Annotated in this window: 19 protein-coding genes and 1 riboswitch; of the genes, 6 read left to right on the top strand and 13 right to left on the bottom strand. The window is 64.0% G+C overall.

The window, feature by feature from the left end; translation table 11 throughout:
* Nucleotides 1-12 precede the first annotated feature (12 nt).
* Entirely contained in the window at nucleotides 13-414 is a 402-nt protein-coding gene (locus QMG25_RS07095; RefSeq protein WP_283458684.1) for a YrdB family protein, read from the top strand.
* 21 nt (nucleotides 415-435) lie between these two features.
* On the opposite strand, the gene QMG25_RS07100 is transcribed toward QMG25_RS07095, so the two are convergent.
* The 8 genes from QMG25_RS07100 to QMG25_RS07135 form a co-directional block, all read right to left on the bottom strand.
* Entirely contained in the window at nucleotides 436-1,218 is a 783-nt protein-coding gene (locus tag QMG25_RS07100; RefSeq protein ID WP_283458687.1) for a metal-dependent transcriptional regulator, read from the bottom strand.
* A 17-nt stretch (nucleotides 1,219-1,235) separates the two neighbouring features.
* A complete protein-coding gene (locus QMG25_RS07105; RefSeq protein ID WP_283458689.1) occupies nucleotides 1,236-2,489 on the bottom strand; it encodes an Nramp family divalent metal transporter in 1,254 nt (417 codons plus the stop codon).
* A gap of 88 nt (nucleotides 2,490-2,577) precedes the next feature.
* Nucleotides 2,578-3,348, bottom strand: a complete 771-nt coding sequence (locus QMG25_RS07110) for a class I SAM-dependent methyltransferase (protein ID WP_283458691.1) — start codon at nucleotides 3,346-3,348, stop codon at nucleotides 2,578-2,580.
* Between the two features lie 176 nt (nucleotides 3,349-3,524).
* The gene (locus tag QMG25_RS07115) at nucleotides 3,525-4,940 is read right to left on the bottom strand and encodes an aminotransferase class V-fold PLP-dependent enzyme (RefSeq protein ID WP_283458693.1); all 1,416 of its coding nucleotides are present in this window, start codon (nucleotides 4,938-4,940) and stop codon (nucleotides 3,525-3,527) included.
* A gap of 42 nt (nucleotides 4,941-4,982) precedes the next feature.
* Nucleotides 4,983-5,096: riboswitch (SAM riboswitch) on the bottom strand.
* A 314-nt stretch (nucleotides 5,097-5,410) separates the two neighbouring features.
* Nucleotides 5,411-6,226: a histidinol-phosphatase gene (gene hisN, locus QMG25_RS07120; protein ID WP_283458696.1), complete on the bottom strand. Its 816-nt coding sequence runs from the start codon at nucleotides 6,224-6,226 to the stop codon at nucleotides 5,411-5,413.
* Nucleotides 6,227-6,398: 172 nt separating this feature from the next.
* Nucleotides 6,399-7,517, bottom strand: a complete 1,119-nt coding sequence (gene rsgA, locus QMG25_RS07125; protein ID WP_283458698.1) for a ribosome small subunit-dependent GTPase A — start codon at nucleotides 7,515-7,517, stop codon at nucleotides 6,399-6,401.
* A 4-nt stretch (nucleotides 7,518-7,521) separates the two neighbouring features.
* Nucleotides 7,522-8,841, bottom strand: a complete 1,320-nt coding sequence (aroA, locus tag QMG25_RS07130) for a 3-phosphoshikimate 1-carboxyvinyltransferase (RefSeq protein WP_283458700.1) — start codon at nucleotides 8,839-8,841, stop codon at nucleotides 7,522-7,524.
* A 6-nt stretch (nucleotides 8,842-8,847) separates the two neighbouring features.
* Nucleotides 8,848-9,363, bottom strand: a complete 516-nt coding sequence (locus QMG25_RS07135) for a DoxX family protein (RefSeq protein WP_283458702.1) — start codon at nucleotides 9,361-9,363, stop codon at nucleotides 8,848-8,850.
* 289 nt (nucleotides 9,364-9,652) lie between these two features.
* Between QMG25_RS07135 and QMG25_RS07140 the strand changes: the two genes are divergently transcribed.
* Together QMG25_RS07140 and rsrA are read left to right on the top strand one after the other, a co-directional pair.
* On the top strand, nucleotides 9,653-10,354 hold the full coding sequence (locus QMG25_RS07140) for a sigma-70 family RNA polymerase sigma factor (protein WP_283458704.1): 702 nt from the start codon (nucleotides 9,653-9,655) through the stop codon (nucleotides 10,352-10,354).
* Between the two features lie 2 nt (nucleotides 10,355-10,356).
* Nucleotides 10,357-10,617, top strand: coding sequence for a mycothiol system anti-sigma-R factor (gene rsrA / locus QMG25_RS07145; RefSeq protein ID WP_283458705.1), 261 nt, complete (start codon nucleotides 10,357-10,359; stop codon nucleotides 10,615-10,617).
* A 1-nt stretch (nucleotide 10,618) separates the two neighbouring features.
* Here rsrA and QMG25_RS07150 read toward each other — a convergent pair whose 3' ends face one another.
* The 5 genes from QMG25_RS07150 to QMG25_RS07165 all read right to left on the bottom strand — a co-directional run bounded on the left by QMG25_RS07150 (nucleotide 10,619) and on the right by QMG25_RS07165 (nucleotide 16,732).
* The gene (locus QMG25_RS07150; RefSeq protein WP_283458707.1) at nucleotides 10,619-11,146 is read right to left on the bottom strand and encodes a group III truncated hemoglobin; all 528 of its coding nucleotides are present in this window, start codon (nucleotides 11,144-11,146) and stop codon (nucleotides 10,619-10,621) included.
* On the bottom strand, nucleotides 11,143-11,631 hold the full coding sequence (locus QMG25_RS07155; RefSeq protein WP_283458710.1) for a hypothetical protein: 489 nt from the start codon (nucleotides 11,629-11,631) through the stop codon (nucleotides 11,143-11,145). Before QMG25_RS07155 ends, QMG25_RS07150 begins: the two co-directional genes overlap by 4 nt.
* 146 nt (nucleotides 11,632-11,777) lie before the next feature.
* On the bottom strand, nucleotides 11,778-11,852 hold the full coding sequence (locus QMG25_RS20510) for a 50S ribosomal protein bL37 (RefSeq protein WP_411802843.1): 75 nt from the start codon (nucleotides 11,850-11,852) through the stop codon (nucleotides 11,778-11,780).
* Nucleotides 11,853-12,209: 357 nt separating this feature from the next.
* Nucleotides 12,210-12,809, bottom strand: coding sequence for a GDSL-type esterase/lipase family protein (locus QMG25_RS07160; protein WP_283458981.1), 600 nt, complete (start codon nucleotides 12,807-12,809; stop codon nucleotides 12,210-12,212).
* A gap of 83 nt (nucleotides 12,810-12,892) precedes the next feature.
* Nucleotides 12,893-16,732, bottom strand: a complete 3,840-nt coding sequence (locus QMG25_RS07165; protein WP_283458713.1) for a multifunctional oxoglutarate decarboxylase/oxoglutarate dehydrogenase thiamine pyrophosphate-binding subunit/dihydrolipoyllysine-residue succinyltransferase subunit — start codon at nucleotides 16,730-16,732, stop codon at nucleotides 12,893-12,895.
* 333 nt (nucleotides 16,733-17,065) lie between these two features.
* Between QMG25_RS07165 and guaB1 the strand changes: the two genes are divergently transcribed.
* The 3 genes from guaB1 to soxR all read left to right on the top strand — a co-directional run bounded on the left by guaB1 (nucleotide 17,066) and on the right by soxR (nucleotide 19,764).
* Nucleotides 17,066-18,565 carry a GMP reductase gene (gene guaB1 / locus QMG25_RS07170; RefSeq protein WP_283458715.1) on the top strand — a complete coding sequence of 500 codons (1,500 nt, stop codon included), beginning with the start codon at nucleotides 17,066-17,068 and terminating at the stop codon, nucleotides 18,563-18,565.
* Nucleotides 18,566-18,680: 115 nt separating this feature from the next.
* On the top strand, nucleotides 18,681-19,268 hold the full coding sequence (locus tag QMG25_RS07175; protein ID WP_283458717.1) for a gluconokinase: 588 nt from the start codon (nucleotides 18,681-18,683) through the stop codon (nucleotides 19,266-19,268).
* Nucleotides 19,258-19,764, top strand: a complete 507-nt coding sequence (soxR, locus tag QMG25_RS07180) for a redox-sensitive transcriptional activator SoxR (RefSeq protein WP_283458719.1) — start codon at nucleotides 19,258-19,260, stop codon at nucleotides 19,762-19,764. The genes QMG25_RS07175 and soxR overlap by 11 nt, the downstream gene beginning before the upstream one ends.
* Nucleotides 19,765-19,798: the final 34 nt, after the last annotated feature.

Here is a 19,798-nt window from a genome sequence, read left to right on the forward strand (position 1 = left end):
ATTGGGAAAATAGTGGGACGTCGCAATGTTGCCGGGGCGAAGGCTGCCCGCATTGATCGTGAAACCATCACACCCGTGGTGGACATCGCCACCATGGTTTTGGGTTTTGTGCTCGAAGTTGCCATGCTGGCGGCGTTCCTTTATTGGGGCTTCCAGCAGGCAGCGCCCTGGGACATGGTCCTGGGATTGGGGATTCCCGTGGCAGTGGTGGTGCTGTGGGGTGCGTTTCTGGCCCCGCGCAGCGCACGCCGGCTTCCCGACGCCACCGTGGGTGGGGTCTCGCTGGCACTCTTTCTGGCCGCAGCGGCAGCGCTGGCAGGCGCGGAACTAGCAGGTTTGGCCATTGCTATGGCGCTGCTTTCCCTTGCCCACCTTGCTGCAACACGCTGGGTCCGGGGCTCCAGCCAAAACTGAACCGTGCAGTGTTGAGACCGGCTAGTGCGCGGTGTGCGGACTCATCAGGGAGCCGCCGGTCAGCTCCTGAACCGTGCAGCCCTCATGGTTTCCCGCCGATGCCAGCCACAGCGATGCCGCAACTTCCTCACTCAAAGTCAAGGGGCCGACGTCGTGCGTTGAATCAAGCTGCGTGGAATCAAGCCGTGGTGAATCGAGCAGGGTGATTTCCAGACCGCCGCCAAAAGGCAGTCTGCTGCCGACGCGCAGCTGCGTGTCAACGCCGATGCCAAGTTTTTCAAGGTGGCGGAGCAATTCGGGGTCGTGGTCGCTGATGCGGCTGATACGGCCCGTATGACCGGGGTCGAGCTCGTCGAGTCGGTGAGAGGGGGCCATGTCGATCCGGCCCTGGGCGTCGGGGATCGGGTCGCCGTGGGGGTCCCGCCGGGGATGGCCCAATTTTGCGCTCATGCGTTCGATGAAGTGCTCGGAGACGGCATGCTCAAGTTGTTCGGCCTCGTCGTGGACCTCGTCCCAGGTGTAGCCAAGCTCGTGCACCAGATAGGTTTCCAGCAGCCGGTGCCGACGCACCATGGACAGAGCCAGCGTCAGGCCCTGCTGCGTGAGCCGGATGGGGCTGTAGGGCTGGTGGTCAACCAGGCCCTGGTCCTTGAGCTTGCGCACCATCTCGGAGACGGAGGAATTCGCCACGCCCAGTCGGGTGGCCAGGGCAGTGGACGTGATGGGCTTGTCCTGCCACTCCGTGTAGGCGTAGATGACCTTGACGTAGTCTTCGATGCTGGAAGAGGTGGCTGAGTGTTTCACGCCTCCAAGCCTACCGGTTAGGCCTGCCCCGTGAAGGTCAGCCACAGCAGTAGTGCATTCAAGGCGACGATGAGCACCACGCTGACGAGGGCAGCCATGCGCAGCGGCAGGCCGTCGCGGTGTTCGCCCATCAGTTTTTTGCTGGCCGTTAGGCGCAGGAGTGGGATCAGGGCGAAGGGAATGCCGAAACTCAGCACAATCTGGCTAACGATCAAGGCCCACGTCGGGTCAATCCCCGCCGAGAGCAGGATGATGGCGGGAATGAGGCTGACAAGGCGCCGGAGCTGCAGCGGGATGCGCACCTTTATCAGGCCGTTCATGATGGTGGCCCCGGCATAGGCGCCCACGGAGGTGGAGGCCAGGCCCGAGGCGAGCAGGCCGACGGCGAAGATGACGCCGATCACCGGACCCAAGCTGTTCACGATGGCCGCGTGGGCGCCTTCAATGGAGTCGGTTCCTGCGACCCCGCTCAGCGTCGAGGCGGCCAGCAGGAGCATACCGATGTTGACTACGCCTGCCAAGATGAGCGCCACCACTACGTCAACGCGGGTGGCCTTGATGATCTGCCGGAGCTTCGCAGGGGTGCTGCGGGCGTCGGGGTGGCGGTCCTTTGACAGTTGCGAATGCAGGTAGATGGCGTGCGGCATGACAGTTGCGCCCAACATTCCGGCGGCCAGCATCACGCTTTCGGCCCCCTCGAAGCGGGGGATGAGTCCGCCTGCCACAGCCGCTGGATCAGGCGGACTCAATACCAGCCCGGCCAGGAAACCGACGGTGATGATCACCAGCAAGAAGATGATGGCGGTCTCGAATGTGCGCTGACCGTGGCGGTTTTGCACTGTCAGCAATGCCATCGAGGCCACACCCACAATCAGACCCCCCACCGGGAGCGGCAGGTGGAACAACAAGTTCAGGGCGATGGCCCCGCCCACCACTTCCGCCAGATCCGTGGCCATCGCCACCAGCTCGGCCTGCGCCCAGTAGAGCCGGCGCGTCTTGGTCTTGTAGCGTTCGCCCAAATGTTGCGGTAGCGACTTGCCCGTCACCACCCCAAGTTTGGCCGATTGGTACTGCACCAGCATGGCCATGACATTCGCGGCCACCAAAACCCATACCAGAAGGTAGCCGTATTTCGCCCCGGAAGTGAGGTTGGCGGCAACATTCCCGGGGTCGACGTAGGCGATGGCCGCCACGAAGGCAGGACCCAGCAGAAGGAACAACCGTCCGCGTGACTTGCGTCCGGGCTTTGTTGTGGCGATGTCCAGCACCATGAAACCTTTCGCCTAGCCTGTGCCTTAAATTTAGGGTTACCGAAATCATAGGCACTTTGGGGTGCTGTTGTCGAGCCGGGAAGACCATTTACAACTTGTGCGTGCGCCACGTTTGACTCATGTACGGCAGTTCCATTTCGGTACCGGGACCATGGCCCAAATGCTCGAACAAGTACCACTGCAAATTGCCCATGACCTTGGTACGGATATGCTCGCCAGCCTTGAGATAGTAGCTGCGCGACTTCGCCAGCTCCATGATGTCCGCCGGTGTCATGATCTGTACCCACCGGGTGGTGTGGGCCTGCGCCGAGGCAAATTCCGGGCCGATCTCCGGGTGGAAGTTGGGCTTGAGCACGTCCCCGGCATGCATGATGCGCGCCAGCCGGTGAACCCAGGGCACGGCGACGTCGAGCTGGTTCCAGACAAGCCCCAGGGTTCCGCCGGTGCGCAGTACGCGCGCAAGTTCGGTACTTGCCGCCAGGGGGTCGCACCAGTGCCAGGCCTGGGCTGCCACCACCAAGTCCATGGACGACGACGGCAAGCCACAGTGCTCGGCCGTGCCCACCAGGGTGGTGGCCTGTGGCATGTCCCTGACCAGTTCGGCCAGCATGTCCGCCGAAGGGTCCACGGCCGTCATGCTCCAGCCGCGTCCTGCCAGCAACTGCGTGTACTTCCCAGTCCCGGCGCCTACATCCAGCACGTCGTGGATGGGGCCCGTGGCGGCTTCGGCCAACCAATCCAGGGACTCTGCCGGGTATCCGGGGCGGATGCTGTGATACTGCCCGCCGCCTTCCATAAAGGCCGTGGCCAGGTGCTTGCGCCGCGCAGCGTCGAAGACCGGTCCGCCGATGCCTGCCATGCTGCTCCCTGAAGTCAAGCCAAAAAGTTGTGCTGATGGTGCCGTACAACTTTACCCCGCCCCCTCCCCGACGCTCCAGCACTTTCGGGGCATTTTTTGGAAACGCTCCTTCAGTCACTGCAGGAGCGTTTGCCATTCAACCCCCGAAAGTGCAGGAGCGTCGGAGAGGGTGGAGGCTAGTCTTCGGTGGTGCAGGGGGCGGCCCCGGCGGTGCCGGGCGTGTTCGGCGCCCACTCCGGGTAGCTGCGGTTGTCATTGGCCGGGACCCAGCGTCCAGCGTCCACCACGTAGTCCCACGTCAGGCCTTCGTGCAGCAAATCGGCGATGCCGTCGATCAGGCGTTGGGCGTCTTCGAGCTGCGAGCCAACACCGAAGCTGGCGCGCAGTGAACCCGACGGCAGGCCCAAACGGTTGAGCAACGGGTGGGCGCAGAATTTGCCGTCGCGCACACCCACACCATGCTCGGCTGACAAGTACGCGGCAACCAGTCCGGCGTCGTATCCGGTGACGGAAAAATTGACCACACCAATGCTGCCGCACTCCGGGTAGTCCTGCCCGTCGGTGAACAACGAGTGGACGCTCGCGCCCTCGATGCCGGCGAGGCCGTCAACCAAGTGCCGGCGCAGGAGTTGTTCGTGGTTGTGCCAGTCGTCGGCATCCAGCGCGGCCAAGGCCGAGGCCGCCTTGGCCAGGGTAGCGGCGCCCAGAACGTTGGGGGAGCCGGCCTCGTGGCGGGCCGGGCCTTCGGTCCACAGCACTGATTCGAGTCGGACTTCCTTCACGGCGCCGCCGCCGGCCAGATGCGGGGCACCGGCGTCGAGCCAGTCGGGGCGGCCCACCAACACTCCGGCTCCAAAGGGTGCGTAGAGCTTGTGTCCGGAAAAAGCCAGATAGTCGATCCCGGTTGCGGCCAAGTCGATGCGGCGGTGCGGTGCCAGCTGGGCGGCGTCGACCACAATCCGGGCCCCGTACCTGTGCGCCAAGGCAGCCAGCTCAGCCACGGGCAACACCTCCCCGGTGACGTTGGAAGCGCCCGCGACGGCCAGCAGCAGCACATTTCCTGCCCGCAACTGCGTTTCAACCCGGGCGAGAGTGGAGGCAATGGAGTTCGCGGCCACAACGGAACGGTGCGGCAGTCCCTGCCACGGCAGTAGGTTGGCGTGATGTTCAATGTCCAAGTACAGCACCTCGCCGTGGACGTTTGAGCGGCCCTCCGTGAAGCCGCGCTGCTTCAGGATGCTCTCGACGCAGCCAGCCAGAAGGTTCAGCGAATCGGTGGTGTGGCGGGTGAAAATGACCGTGTCGTCCGTGCGGGCGCCGACAAACTTCGCCACGATCTTGCGGGCGTTTTCGTACACCGAGGTACTGACTTGGGAGGCGAATCCGGCCCCGCGGTGCACACTGGCATAATACGGCAGGATCTCGTTCAGGTGCTCCGCCACCTCGGTGATGGCCGGGGTGGACGCCGCATAGTCAAGGTTGGCGTACCGCACGTGCCCGCCCTGGATCAGTGGCGCGGGGAGATCCTGGCCCACAACGGGCAGAAGCGGGGAATCGGCAAGGGAGGTTTTTTCCAGCAGGGCGTTGCTCATCAGTCATTCCTTCGACGGAAGGACCCTTGGGGTGTGCCAAGAAGTCCGCGCTTGCCAAGACCGCTCCGGCCTGGCCAGGTCGTCACCCGGGGCACCCCACCGCGAAAGGAGGGTTGCCGGCCAGCAAACCGGGGTTTAGCGCTGGCACTCGTGACCTATGCACAAAAGATTAGCCCAAGAATGTCGAGGATGCATTTGTTACGCCGCGCAACGTTGGGTGATTCGTCCGACTCTGTACTTAGGGCCCGGCCTCGGGACTCATGTTGCAGCTGATGCGGGTTGGAGGATACTGCTGAAATTCATACTGCACCTGATGTGGGTTGGCGGCTGCCGCACCCGCAGCTGCTGCTGTATGAGCTGGAAGCCGGGCCGCGCACCCGCAGCTGCTGCTGTATGACCGGGGAAGGCCGGCAAAAAGAACGACGGCGGTGGCCGCCGTCGTTCTTAATGCACTTGTGCTTCTTGTTCCGTCAGCCCAGGAGGTCGTCCCAGCTGGGATTCAGGCGCTGCAAAACTTCGGTGTGGAGGATGGAATTGGTGGCCAGAGCGTTGCCGCCAAAGGGGCCGTCGGCGCCCTCGAGCGAGGTGAACCGCCCGCCTGCTTCGGTGACGATGGGGACCAAGGCGGCCATGTCGTACAGGTTCAGTTCGGGCTCGCAGGCGATGTCCACGCTGCCCTCGGCGACCATGCAGTACGACCAGAAATCTCCATAAGCCCGGGTGCGCCAAACGTCGTCGGTGAGAGAAAGGAACTCATCGCGGTTGCCGCGCTCTGCCCAGCCAATCAGGGAGGAGTAGGAGAGCGAGGCGTCCTTGAGTTCGGCCACGTTGGAGACGCGGATGCGGGTGGCGGCGGCAAGGGACCTGCCCATGTAGGCGCCCGTGCCTTCAGCGGCCCACCAGCGTTTGCCCAAGGCCGGGGCGCTGACCAGGCCCACTACGGGGCGGCCCTCGTCGACCAGCGCAATGAGCGTGGCCCAGACCGGAACCCCGCGGACAAAGTTCTTTGTCCCGTCAATGGGATCGATGATCCAGCGGCGCGAGCCGTGCCCCGAGCTGCCGAACTCCTCGCCCAGCACGGCATCGCGAGGGCGAACCCGGGACAACTGGCCGCGGATGGACTCCTCGGCAGCCTTGTCTGCATCCGTGACTGGGGTCAGGTCCGGCTTCGTTTCAACTGTCAAGTCGAGTGCCTTGAAGCGGGACATGGTTAGTGAATCCACGCTGTCCGCCAAGACATGGGCCAGGCGGAGATCGTCGTTGTATGTCTGGGGTTCTGCGCTCATACAGATCACGCTATCGCGGTTTGGGAAAAACACTTGATGTGACGCAGCCGCGGACTCGCGAGGTTTTCTTAACTTCTACGCAGCACTCGATTCCGGTCGCGCGCTTGAGTGTGTCCACGCCAAGCTCACGGTGGGTTTGGCGTGGAAGTCAAGTGGTTCCGGCCGGGCTGAGCTAGTCGATGATGCCTAGTTCCTTTGCCTCCGCGCGGCCCTCGGTGCGGTCGCTGGTGCCCAGCAGGCGGCGCAACGAGGCAAGACGGGCCGGGCCGGCATTGCCCGCGTGGCCGGCGGCCACGTACGGGTCGAGGCCGCAGTTCACGGCGACGCTGTCATGCTTGCAGCCGCGTTCGCAGCGGTCGGTGCCCGGTTGGAGGTCCGGGAACGCCTGCAGAATCCTGTCGTGGTTCACGTGCGCCAGGCCGAAGGAGCGAATGCCGGGGGTGTCGATGATCCACGATCCCGGTGCCCCGTCCTGCAACTGCAGTGCCAGTGCGGAGGAGGAGGTGTGGCGGCCGCGGCCCGTGACGGCATTGACGCCGCCGGTGGCCCGCTGCGATCCCGTCAAGGCGTTGACCATGGTGGACTTCCCCACGCCCGAATGCCCCACCAGGACGCTGACCTTGCCGTCGAGATAGCTGTGCAGCTGCGCAACGGCACCACCGGCGAGCATGGCGGAATCGCCGTCGTCGCTGCGCGCATCGATGCCCGAGGCGCCGTCGGTGGCCGTACGGCTGATGATGACGCTCATGTCCAAGTGTTCGTAGTTGGCGAGCAGCTCGGCGGGGTCCTTGATGTCCGTCTTGGTGATCAGCAGCAACGGTTCGATGCCGGAGTCGTAGGCGGCCACGAGAGCCCTGTCAATGAAGCCCGTGCGTGGTTCCGGGTTGGCGGCGGCCACCACAATGACAAGCTGGTCGGCGTTGGCCACCACGACGCGCTCCACCGGGTCGGTGTCATCGGCGCTGCGGCGCAACAGTGTCCGGCGCTCCTGGATGCGCACCAGTCGCGCCAACGTGTCGGGCTTGCCCGTCACATCGCCGACCAGTGCCACAAAGTCCCCGGCCACCACGGGGGAGCGGCGCAACTCCCTGGCCCTGGCGGCAATCAGTATCCGTTCAGTGGCCAGGTCTTCATCCACGATGGCCGTGTACCTGCCGCGGTCCACCGTGACAATCCGCCCGATCACGGCATCCTCATGCGCGGGCCTGTCCTTGGTCCGCGGCCGGCTGCCCTTCTTGTTGGCCCTGACGCGAACATCGGATTCGTCCCAGTTGCTGTAGTCCTTTGCCATGCCCCTACGCCCTGGTGTCAACCGCCGCGGTTTGTCCAACCATGGCCGCCCACATGGCAGGGAAATTGGGCATGGTCTTGGCGGTGGTGGCAATGTCTTCAACCTCGACGCCGGGCACTGCCAGTCCGATGATGGCGCCGGCGGTGGCCATGCGGTGGTCGTGGTAGCTGTGGAACACGCCGCCGTGCAGGGGAGCGGGGGTAATGATGAGCCCGTCTTCGGTTTCCTCGGCGTTGCCGCCCAGCGCGTTGATCTCCGCGACCAGGGCAGCCAGGCGGTCGGTTTCATGGCCGCGCAGGTGCGAGATGCCCCGCAGGCGCGACGGCGTTGCCGCCAAAGCGCAGATGGCAGCTGTCGAGGGGGCCAGCTCACTGGTGTCGGAGATGTCCACACCCTTGATTTCGGCACCGCCCGTGACTGTCAAAACACCGTCGTCCAGCGTTACCGTGGCGCCGAATTGTGGCAGGATTTCACGCCATTTGTCGCCCACTTGGGTGGTGTTGGCCGGCCAGTTGGGGATGCGCACGGTGCCACGGGAGGCCAGCGCGGCAGCCAGGAAGGGGCCGGCGTTTGAGAGGTCCTGTTCCAGGACCACGTCAAAGGCCGCCACCGGTCCCGGCTGCACCATCCAGCGGTTGGGGATGGAATCGTCAACCACAACACCCACTGAGCGCAGGATTGCCACCGTCATGGCAATGTGGTCAAGGCTCGGCACCGAATCGCCAATGTGTTCCAGCTGCAAGCCTTGGGCGAAACGCGCACCCACCAGCAGCCAGGCTGAGATGAACTGTGAGGAGCCCCCGGCATCCACGGCCACGCGGCCGCCCTCCACCAATCCTGTTCCGTGGACCGTAAACGGCAGCAGAGCGTCGCCGCCGTCTTCGACACGGACACCCAACGCTTCCAACCCCACCACAATGGGACCCATGGGGCGCACCAAGGCCGCGGGGTCGCCGTCGAACTTCACGGCACCGGCCACCAGCGCGGCAAGCGGCGGCACGAAACGCATGACAGTGCCGGCCAGGCCGCAGTCAACGGCGATGCCGGACGGGCCGGCCGCGAAACCAGCCGGGATGGGCGTAACCAGCAGATCCGGGACCGTGCCGCTGCCGGGCACCTCGGTGATGGTGGCGCCCATGGCCCGCAGTGCCCCGATCATCAGGTCCGCGTCCCGGGACTGCAGCGGCGCGCGGAGCCGGGACACGCCGTCGGCCAGCGCGGCCAGGACAAGATACCTGTTGGTCAGCGATTTGGAGGCCGGAATGGTGACGGTGGCATCCAAGGGTGTTTCGGCAAAAGGCGCGGGCCAATGGGCTGTGGGCATCGGTGGTTACTGTCCTGTCACGTCGTGGGCCAGGGCGCGGACACCCTTGTCTGCGTTCTTCAGCTGCTTCTTGGTGGACTTCTTCCCGGTTTTGATGAGCTTTTCCGCCCGCCATGCCAGGCCGGGGCGTCCTGCCGTGTCCACGGCGGCCAGCAGCGCGCCACCAATGAGGCTGATGTTCTTGCTCAGCTGATTGCGGCGGTGGGCGCGATTTTCCTTCGTGGACGTGTCGGCATTGCGGAACTCCACCACGGTGGTCAGCCCGGCGGTCAGCGCCAAGGCGACGGCGGCGGGGCGGGCAAGATTGCCGGTGGCCAGCAAGAGGCCGGCACCAATCTGCGTTCCTGCCAGCAGGCGCGCCAGCGTCTTCTCGCTCGCCTCAACGGGCAGGGCGGCGCTGAGCGGGCTCAAAACGGGTGCAAGCTGCGCGACAGTCTGGTCTGCGTGGCGCAGGCGGTCGACGCCGGCGAGGACGAACGATGATGCCAACATGGGGCGGGCGAGGGCGCGAACAATGGACAAAGGGGCCTCCTAAGTGGTGCTGCGAACATCCCGTTGACGGTCGGTGCGGCCGCTCGGAAGGCTCATGCTGCCTCCAAGTCTCCCACGACTGCCCGCTGCGATGCAGCAACTGCGGAATATACGACGGCGTTGCCCGGTTTACATGGATAGCGGCAGCTCCAAACGGGGCAGGCCGAAGGACTGCGGATGTGAAGGAAAGGCGGCAATGCAGGCACTGAGCCATCCGGTGGAACAAACACTGCTTTCCCCGGCACCCCTAAAACAAGGTCTGAGCATAGACTCGTCAGTGATGAACACTTCCGAGCCTGAGCAAACCATTGAACCGGCCGACGCGGGGCCCGGCAAGAATCCACCCGCCGTGCGAACCACCGACACGGTCGAGGTCGACGTTGCCAACGAGAGCGTAGAAGCGCGGCGTGCCCGCTTCGAACGCGACGCCATGGTCTATGTTGACCAGCTGTATTCCGCTGCCATGCGCATGGCCCGCAACCCCAGCGACGCCGAAGACCTTGTCCAAGAGGCCTACACGAAGGCTTTCTCGGCCTTCCACCAGTACAAGCCGGGGACAAACCTCAAGGCTTGGCTGTACCGGATCTTGACCAACACGTACATCAACCTGTACCGCAAGCGACAGCGCGAACCCCTGCAGTCCAACGCCGACTCCGTTGAAGACTGGCAACTGGCCCGTGCCGAATCGCACACCTCTCGCGGGTTGCGCTCTGCGGAAGCGGACGCCTTGGACCACTTGCCGGATACGGACGTGAAAAAGGCGTTGCAGGCCATTCCGGAAGAGTTCCGGCTGGCCGTGTACTTTGCCGATGTTGAAGGCTTTGCGTACAAGGAAATTTCAGAAATCATGAACACCCCCATCGGGACAGTCATGTCGCGGCTGCACAGGGGACGGAAACTTTTGCGGGAAATGCTGGCCGATTACGCCGTCGAACGCGGTTACACCAAAGAGGCCGGCCAAATGACGAAAACGGAGAATTAGAAATGGGCGACTGCCAAAGCCTGGGCGACTGCGACGACGAACGCATTCAACGGATATATGAATACCTGGACGGCGCACTTTCATGCGAGGATCTCAACGAGATCAAGGCGCACTTGGATGACTGCACCGACTGCTCGGACGAGTACGACCTGGAGTGCGTCATCCGCTCGGTGGTGAAGCGTTCCTGCAAGGAAGCCGCGCCGGAAACGCTCAAGGCTGCCATCCTTGCCCGCTTGCATGAGGGCAGGACCGCCCAGGTCTGAGCTAGCTTCCGCCCGCATCCGGCCGCAGCGAAATGCTGCTGTACCGGCTTGCCGGGCGACCTGTCACGCGGCGGTGCAGTGATCCGGCGATCAAGTGGGCCTGCACCTTGGCCATTTCGGCCTTTTCGCCACTGAAGAGCTCATCGACGGTGTTGGTCCACAATTGCAGCCACCGGTTGAAATGCTCCAACGTCAGCGGCTCCAGGGCGTGGATGTCGAAATGGACCTGCAGGGCATTCCTGCTGTACAGGCCCGCCTTGAACAACACTGTTTGCCAAAAGTCGGCCATGATGGGCATGTGCTTCGGCAGGTCCATGTGCACCACCGTCGTGAAGATGTGCCCGATCACCTCGTCGGCAAAGGCCCGCGTGTAGAAGGTTTCCACGAGTCTCAGGATGTCTTCGCGGCCGGCAATGTCGCTCCGGTCCCCGCCCGGTGTTGGCGCGGTTGCCGGTTCATAGGGGGTGAGGTTCGACGCCGTTCTGCCGGAGTTCAGGTGCGCGCCGTCCTTCGCGAATCCCATCGTCATTGCGCCACTGCCAGCAGGACAAGGACCCCGGCGATCGGCAGCGCAATGGCCTTCAGCAGTTCCGCCCCGATGTAGGCGATGTGCGTGGGAGTGGATACTTTGGCCTGCACCGCGATGCTCCCGTTGTGCGTCGCCGCTGTGGCTGCGAGTGCCTTGGTGCGCACGCCCATGGCCGGGCGCAGCACCAGCGTTTGGAGGATAAGTGCCGCGATGGGCAGAGCCAGCAGGACGCCGGCAGGGAAACCCACCACGTCCGGCTGCTGGGTCCATGCGCCGAGGATGACTACTGCGAAGCATGCCTCAACCAGGTTCAGCACCTTGAAAACGATCCGCCCGATGCCCACGCCGAGGGCGTGGGTCATGCCGGGGGCACGAAATTTCAGGGGTGTTTCAATGAACGAGATGGCGGTGATCATGCCAAACCACACAAGTGGCAAGGCGACCAGCAAAACGGCGGCGAACATTTCCCAGCTCTCTCTCAGCACGGAAGCGGTGACATTTCCACCCTAGCTTTGAAACAGGATTTCCCGTGTTTAATGCCCTGACTAGTTGCTCACACGGCAGATCGCAGGCATGCAAAGGCCCGCCCTGCCTGGTGGCGGAGCGGGCCTGTGCTTTGTTACGTCAAGACTTAAGTGTTGGGACGCTTACCGTGGTTAGCGCCGCCACGCTTACGATCCCGACGCTTGCGCGAACGCTTGGACATAGCTGACTCCAATCTTCTCAGAGATCTTCAAAATCGATCCTCATCAAGTTTCGCATAAGTGGCGCATTCGCACCTAATGACAGGCCGCTGGCGCTCCGGTGCGGTCCGTGGTTCGAGGCGGGACACAATGCTCGCCCCACCCGTGCTGGTTGAGGCGCCGACGTTCAGGCGGGGGCAACTGGTCCGGCAGACGTCGTCGTGCGTGGCCACCCACAGCACGGGGCAGGCGCGGTGTCGCCGGCCAGACGGAGCTCCGAGACCGAGCCTGGGCCGCACGACCGCGCGGCAGCCGCGAAACAGCTGCTGGGCAACGGCGGATTCGCGGCGCAGACGCGGGCAACGCGGCAGCAGCGGGTGCTAGCTGGCTTCGGGGAGGTCCAACCATTGGTACCAGCCGCGGTGCAACACCAGCCACGCCATGAGGCCGTAGCCGGCCTGTCCCGGTGATCCGGCGTTGGCGGCGACGTCGTTGCGCCATTGCTCGTGGTTTTGCAAGGGGGCAAAGGTGTCCACATAGAAGTGCTTGCGGCGCGTGGTGACGTCGGCAAACGCAGTGTTGAGCTCCGCCAGCTTGCGGTTCAGGACAGGATCCAGCGACGGCGGAGGACCCACCACAAACACCGGGATGTTCAGCTGCGTTGCGCCGTCGAGGATGTTGGCCAAGTTCAACCGGCTCCGGGCCGTGGAGAGTCCGTATTCAATGTCACGCCCGGAGAGGCCAATGACAAGACGGTTCTCGTGAACGTCGTCAAAGCGCCTTCCAGCTTCGTTCAGCCAGCGGCTGGCCAGCGCCTCGGTGCCTTCGCGCGGGCAGGCCAGCACGAACGACTCCAGTGCGACTGAATCGGAGGGCGTCCTGGCCAACACGCGGCCCAGCCAACCCAGTGCGCGGGGATCGCCCACACCTGCGACCAATTCGTCGCCCACAGCTATTATTCGCAGTTCCCGCTTCTCCACGACGCCCTCTTTCCTTTTCACATTCTCCAAATCCAAATAAAACATGCCCGGCCTGTTGGTGCAGGCCGGGCATCCCTCGTATTTTAGTTGCGCTCAAACGCCTGGCGGACCAGCAACGTTTGTTCAACTGCGTGGTTCTTGGCGGAACCCGTTGCGGTGGCGGCCGATGCCGGACGTGAAACCCGGCCCAGTTTCTTCTCCAGCTCCGGCGCCAGGTTCAGGCCCATGAACGGCCACGGACCCTGGTTGGCCGGCTCGTCCTGGGCCCACACGACGTCGGCGTTCGGGTACTTGGCCAGTTCGGCTTTGATCCCCTCCAACGGCAGCGGGTACAGCTGCTCGACGCGGACAATGGCAGCCTTTTTGTCCCCGGCCTTGTCCCGTGCTGCGAGCAAGTCATAGTACAGGCGGCCGGAGACAAGCACCACGCGGTCGACGGCGTTGTTGTCCACAGCTGCATGCTCACCGATGACGGGGCGGAAACCGCCCGAGGTGAAGTCCTCCACCGAGGAAGCAGCAGCCCTAAGGCGCAGCAGTTGCTTTGGGGTGAAAATGATCAACGGCTTGCGCGGGCGGCGGTACGCATGGCGGCGCAACAGATGGAAGTGCGAGGCCGGTGTGGTCGGATTGGCAACAATCAAGTTGTCCTCGGCGCACATCTGCAGGAAGCGCTCAATGCGGGCCGAGGAATGGTCCGGTCCCTGGCCCTCGTATCCGTGCGGCAGCATGAGCACGAGCGAGGAACGCTGGCCCCACTTTTGCTCGGCCGAGGAGACGAACTCGTCGATGACGGTTTGTGCGCCGTTGACGAAGTCGCCAAACTGCGCTTCCCACACGACAAGCGCGTCCGGGCGCTCCACGGAGTAGCCGTACTCGAAGGCCATGGCGGCGTATTCGCTGAGCAGGGAATCGTAGATCCACAGCTTCGCCTGGTCTTCGCTGAGGTCCCGCAGCGGCGTCCAGACGTTGCCGTTGGCGCGGTCGTGGAACACTGCATGGCGTGACACGAAGGTGCCGCGGCGCGTGTCCTGGCCGGCCATGCGGACCGGGACACCTTCCATGAGCAGGGAACCAAAAGCTGCAAGCTCTCCAAAGCCCCAGTCAATGCTGCCTTCGCGGGACATTGTCTCGCGCTTCTCCAGCAACGGCTTGAGCTTGTGGTGGATCTCGAAGGCTTCAGGGACAGCCAAATGGACCGCTCCGATGTGGGCCAGGGTGTCGGCACTGATGGCCGTGACCTGGGGATCGTTCACGCCGGAGTCGTCCTGCTGAGCCATGGGACGCTCAAGGTCGGACACGGCCTGGGAATCCTTGTTGATGATCGGGATCGGGGAGGTCTGCGCCGCATGTGTCTCGGCGAAGACGCGTTCCAGACGTTCCTGGTAGTCGCGCAGCAGCTGCGTGGCTTCGTCTTCGGTGATGTCGCCGCGACCGATCAAGGCCTCGGTGTACAGGCGGCGCACTGAACGCTTGGCCTCGATCAGGTTGTACATCAGGGGCTGCGTCATCGAGGGGTCGTCGCCCTCGTTGTGGCCGCGGCGTCGATAGCAGACCATGTCGATGACAACGTCCTTGCGGAAGCGCTGCTGGAACTGATACGCCAGCTGGGCCGTGCGGACCACTGCTTCCGGGTCGTCGCCGTTGACGTGAAAAATTGGTGCCTGGATCATCTTGGCGACATCGGTGGAGTACACCGATGAACGCGATGAGGAAGGTGCCGTGGTGAAGCCAACCTGGTTGTTGACAACAACGTGGATGGTGCCTCCGGTGCGGTAGCCGGGCAGCTGGGACAGGTTGAGCGTTTCGGCAACCACGCCCTGGCCGGCAAAGGCAGCGTCACCGTGCACCATGATGGGCAACACGGGGAAGTTTTCGCCCTGGTTCAGGCGGTCCTGCTTGGCGCGCACAATACCCTCCAGGACGCCGTCAACGGCTTCCAGGTGCGAGGGGTTGGCCGCCAGGTAGACCTTTGTCTCGTTGCCGGAGTCGGAGGTGAAGGTGCCTTCGGTGCCGAGGTGGTACTTCACATCGCCGGAGCCCTGGACGCTGCGTGAATCCTGGGTTCCCTCAAATTCGCGGAAGACCTGCGCATAGGTCTTGCCGGCGATGTTGGTCAGCACGTTGAGCCGGCCGCGGTGGGCCATGCCGATGGCCACTTCGTCCAGGCCGTCGTCGGCGGCGTCGGAAATGATCGAGTCAAGCAGCGGAATCAGGGACTCGCCGCCTTCAAGGGAGAAGCGCTTCTGGCCGACAAACTTCGTCTGCAGGAACGTTTCAAACGCCTCGGCCGAGTTCAGCTTGGACACAATGCGCAGCTGCTCTTCACGGCTTGGCTTGGAGTAGGGGTGCTCCAGCTCGGTCTGGAACCATTCGCGCTGCTCCGGTTCCTGAATGTGCATGTATTCGATGCCCGTGGTGCGGCAGTAGGCGTCGCGGAGAACGCCGAGGATGTCGCGCAGCAGGAGTTTTTGCTTGCCGCCAAAGCCGCCCGTGGGCCACTCGCGGTCAAGATCCCACAGCGTCAGGCCGTAGGTCAGCACATCAAGGTCGGGGTGCTTGCGCTGGACGTATTCCAACGGATCGGTGTCGGCCATGAGATGGCCGCGTACCCGGTAGGAGTGGATGAGTTGCTGGATGCGGGCGACCTTGTTGACCTGGTCGGCCGGGTCCACCTGGAGGTCGACGCTCCAGCGCACTGGCTCGTAGGGGATGCGCAGCGACTCGAAGATGTCGTCGTAGAAGTTGTCCGCACCCAGCAGCAGCGCGTTGATCCGCTTCAGGAACTCACCGGACCCGGCACCTTGGATGACGCGGTGGTCGTAGGTGCTTGTCAGCGTCAGGATCTTGGAAACGGCGTTGCGGGCAATGATTTTCGCGCTTGCGCCCTGGAACTCGGCCGGGTAGTCAAGGGAACCGACGCCGATGATGGCGGCCTGGCCCTTGGACAGGCGCGGCACCGAGTGCACGGTGCCAATGCCGCCGGGGTTTGTCAGGGAAACGGTGGTCCCGGAGTGGTCGTCCGCCGTGAGCTTGCCAGCGCGGGCCCGCTTGATCAAGTCCTCATAGGTGCGCCAGAACTCGGCGAAGTTCATCGTCTCGGCACGCTTGATGTTCGGCACAATGAGCAGGCGGGAACCATCCGGCTTGGGCATGTCGATGGCGATGCCAAAGTTCACATGCGGGGGCTGGACGGAGACGGGCTTGCCATCGATTTCCTCGTAGTGCACATTCATGGACGGGAACTCGCCGAGCGCCTTGATGACGGCGTAGCCGATCAGGTGCGTGAAGGAAACCTTGCCGCCGCGGGAACGGGCGAGGTTGGAGTTGATGACAACACGGTTGTCAATGAGCAGCTTGGCCGGGATGGCGCGCACGCTGGTGGCGGTGGGCACTTCCAGGCTCGTGACCATGTTGGCGGCAATGGCCTTGGCCGGTCCGCGCAGCACGCTCTTGACGGCTTCGTCCGGAACGGACTTGTCCTTGGCTGTCTTGGGCAGCTGGGCGGGGATGGGCACGGCGCCGGTGCGGGCTGCATCCTTGGCAGGCGCAGGCGGGCGCGAGGAGGCTGGTGACTTGGGGTCCGCAGCCGGACCAGCGGTAGCTGCCGGGGCGACGGCGGGGGCAGCCGACGTCGTGCTTGGGGCAGCAGCGGCAGGAGCCGGAGCAGCGGCAGGAGCCGGAGCCGGAGCCGCAGGGGCGGCCGGGGCGGGAACCGTGGGAATCTGGGCTGTGACGGGGGAGGCGTTGTCGGCAGTGTGGCGGCCATTGCCAGCTGCGTCGTCGGCGGCGAAACCGTTGAAGAGGGGCCACCACTTCTTGTCTACGGAGTTCTTGTCGCCCTTGTAGCGCTCATACAGTTCATCGACGAGCCACTCGTTGCCGCCAAATTCTTCGGGTAGACGGTGGATGGATTGCTCTGGCACGTGTATTACGCCTCTTCCATGAGTTCGTGTTGCCCGCTATGCAAGGTTGCACATGGCGACACCCAACCGGGGCGGGTGCTCGCGACGCGAACTTTGCGCAGCCTATCTGAAAAGTGGTTGGGGTCCAACAACCCCGTCCGCCAGCAAGTCTAGTAAGCAAGTTGGCCTGTAGGCCAATCTATGCTGCGGCGCGCCTGAGGAATCCACAAAAAGGGATGAATTTTGCGGTGAGCGGTGCGACGGGGTGATTAGACTCGAAGCCGGGCGGTCCCGGCGGCGCGCCGCACGGTTGCCAGAGAGTTGATTTTGGGCCATTTCACCTAAGGGAGTGCCATGCGTTTTTTGAACCAAGCAGCCACTGATTTGACGTACTCGGACGTGTTCTTGATTCCATCGCGTTCCACCGTGACCTCGCGCATGGACGTTGACCTCTCAAGCTGCGACGGCACCGGGACCACCATCCCGCTGGTGGTGGCGAACATGACGGCGGTTTCCGGCAAGCGGATGGCTGAGACCGTCGCCAGGCGCGGCGGCATGGCGATTCTGCCCCAGGATGTTCCCCTCGACGTGCTGCGTTCGGTGGTTGACTGGGTCAAACGACGCGACAGCTTGTATGAAACCCCGCTGCTCATGACGGCCGGGGACATTGTCATCGACGCCGTGCACCTGATGAGCAAACGCTCCCACAATGCCGTGGTGGTGGTGGACGGCCAGGATTTCGTGGGCGTGGTGCGCGGGGTCGACTGCGAGGGAGTGGACAGGTTTTCTTCGCTGGCCTCGGTCATGCGCTCGAATGTGTTGACCCTGGATGCGGCGCCTTTTGACGAGATCCGTGCCCAAGCCGATTCCGGCGACCTCGACGCGACCCATGCCAAGGCACTCACCGACGAGGCCCTGCGTCAGGCCTTTGCGGTCCTTGACGCCGCCGGCACCGACTACGCCCCCGTGTTGCGGGCCGGGGAGGTGGTGGGTGTGCTGACCCGCACCGGGGCATTGCGCTCCACCATCTACCAGCCGGCACTGGATGGCGCCGGCCGGCTGCGGGTGGGTGTGGCCGTGGGCGTGAACGGCGATGTTGGCGCGAAAGCTGCCGCGCTGCTGGAAGCCGGAGTGGACACCCTTGTGGTGGACACCGCGCACGGGCACCAGGAAAAGATGCTTGAGGCGCTGCGGACAGTGCGTTCGCTGTCCCCTTCCGTTCCTGTCGCGGCCGGCAACGTTGTCAGTGCGGCGGGCGTGCAGGACCTGGTCGAGGCCGGCGCCGACATCATCAAGGTGGGCGTGGGGCCGGGGGCCATGTGCACCACGCGCATGATGACGGCCGTGGGAAGGCCCCAGTTTTCGGCCGTGTTGGAATGTTCGACGGCGGCCGCCGCGTTGGGCGCCCACGTGTGGGCCGACGGCGGGGTGCGGTATCCGCGCGATGTTGCCTTGGCCTTGGCTGCCGGAGCGAGCCAGGTCATGATCGGCTCCTGGTTTGCCGGCACCTATGAAAGTCCGGGGGATTTGCAGGTGGATGCCGGAGGACGCCAGTACAAGGAGAGCTTTGGCATGGCTTCGGCACGCGCAGTGCAAAACCGGGCCGCAGCGGATGCGGCGTTTGAGCGGGCCCGGAAGGGATTGTTTGAAGAAGGCATTTCCACCTCGAAGATGTACCTTGACCCCTTGCGTCCGGGGGTTGAAGATTTGTTGGACTTGATCACGGCGGGGCTGCGCAGTTCCTTCACGTACGCTGGTGCCTCGACCTTGGCGCAGTTCCGTGAACGCGCCGTGGCCGGAGTGCAGTCCGCTGCCGGATATGAGGAGGGCCGGGCGGTGCCGCAGAGCTGGTAGCGGCTGCGTTTTCAAGGGCAGCGTCAAGGCCAGTGTCAAACGCAGTGTCAAACGCAGTGTCCTGCAAGGGCGGCATGTTCGGTGATGCGCGCCACCTCTTGATATACAAGAAGGTATGACTATCCACGAGTTCGCGACTTTTCCCGACCCTGTAGCATCGGCGGCCGCATCGGTGCCGGGAACGCTGCCAGAGTCCGGCGTGCCAGGGATCATTGTCATGGGCGTCTCCGGGGCCGGCAAAAGCACCATCGGTGCTTTGGTGGCAGACGCCATGAATTTTCCTTTCGTGGATGCCGATTCCCTGCATCCCGTGGCCAATATTCGCAAAATGGCTGCAGGCACACCCCTGAACGACGCCGACCGCCAACCCTGGCTGGAGCTTGTGGGCCACGAACTCTCCGCCGCCAAGTCCCCGGGCATCGTCATTGCCTGCTCGGCACTCAAGCGCCGCTATCGAGACATCATTCGCTCCAAGGCTCCGGGCACGATCTTCCTGCAGCTCGACGGTTCCCTCGAGGTGCTCAGCTCCCGCTTGGAGGGACGCTCGGGACACTTCATGCCCGTTGCCCTGCTGGCATCGCAACTGGCGGCACTGGAACCGGTGGCTGACGATGAACGCGCCGTGGTCATTGACATTTCCGCAGGCATCGGAAAAATCGTCGTCGACGCCGAGGCTGGGATCAGGAGCCTCCTTGGCAGCTGAACCTGACTTGGCAGCTGAACCGGAATGGAAGGCCGGTTCCGTGCCCCTGCACCCCGAGGCGGAACTCAGCGTCGGTCAGGTGGCCGGCCGCAGTGGCGTCAACGTTTCGGCGCTGCATTTCTATGAGCGGCAGGGGCTGATATTCAGCAGCCGCACGGCCGGGAACCAGCGCCGCTACAACCGTTCCGTGCTCCGCCGGGTTGCCGTGATCCGGGCAGCCCAGCGGGCGGGCATTCCGTTGGCCATGATTGCCGAAGTTTTTGCCGAGCTGCCGCGGGAGGGCGTTCCGGACCAGGACGACTGGCGGCGCCTGTCCGCAGTTTGGCAGCATGAATTGGATGCCCGCATCACCGCCTTGGAAAAGCTGCGGGGGAGTCTCGGCGGTTGTATTGGCTGCGGCTGCCTGTCCTTGGCCGAATGCGGATTTGTGAATCCGGATGACCAGGTGGCAGGGGCGGGGCCGGGGGCCCGTGCCTTTGACGATCCAAAACTGTGAGCCCAACACCCATGAGCCCCAAAACTGTGACGTC

The organism is Arthrobacter sp. H35-D1, assembly GCF_030063185.1.
In the GTDB taxonomy this organism is placed as follows: domain Bacteria; phylum Actinomycetota; class Actinomycetes; order Actinomycetales; family Micrococcaceae; genus Specibacter.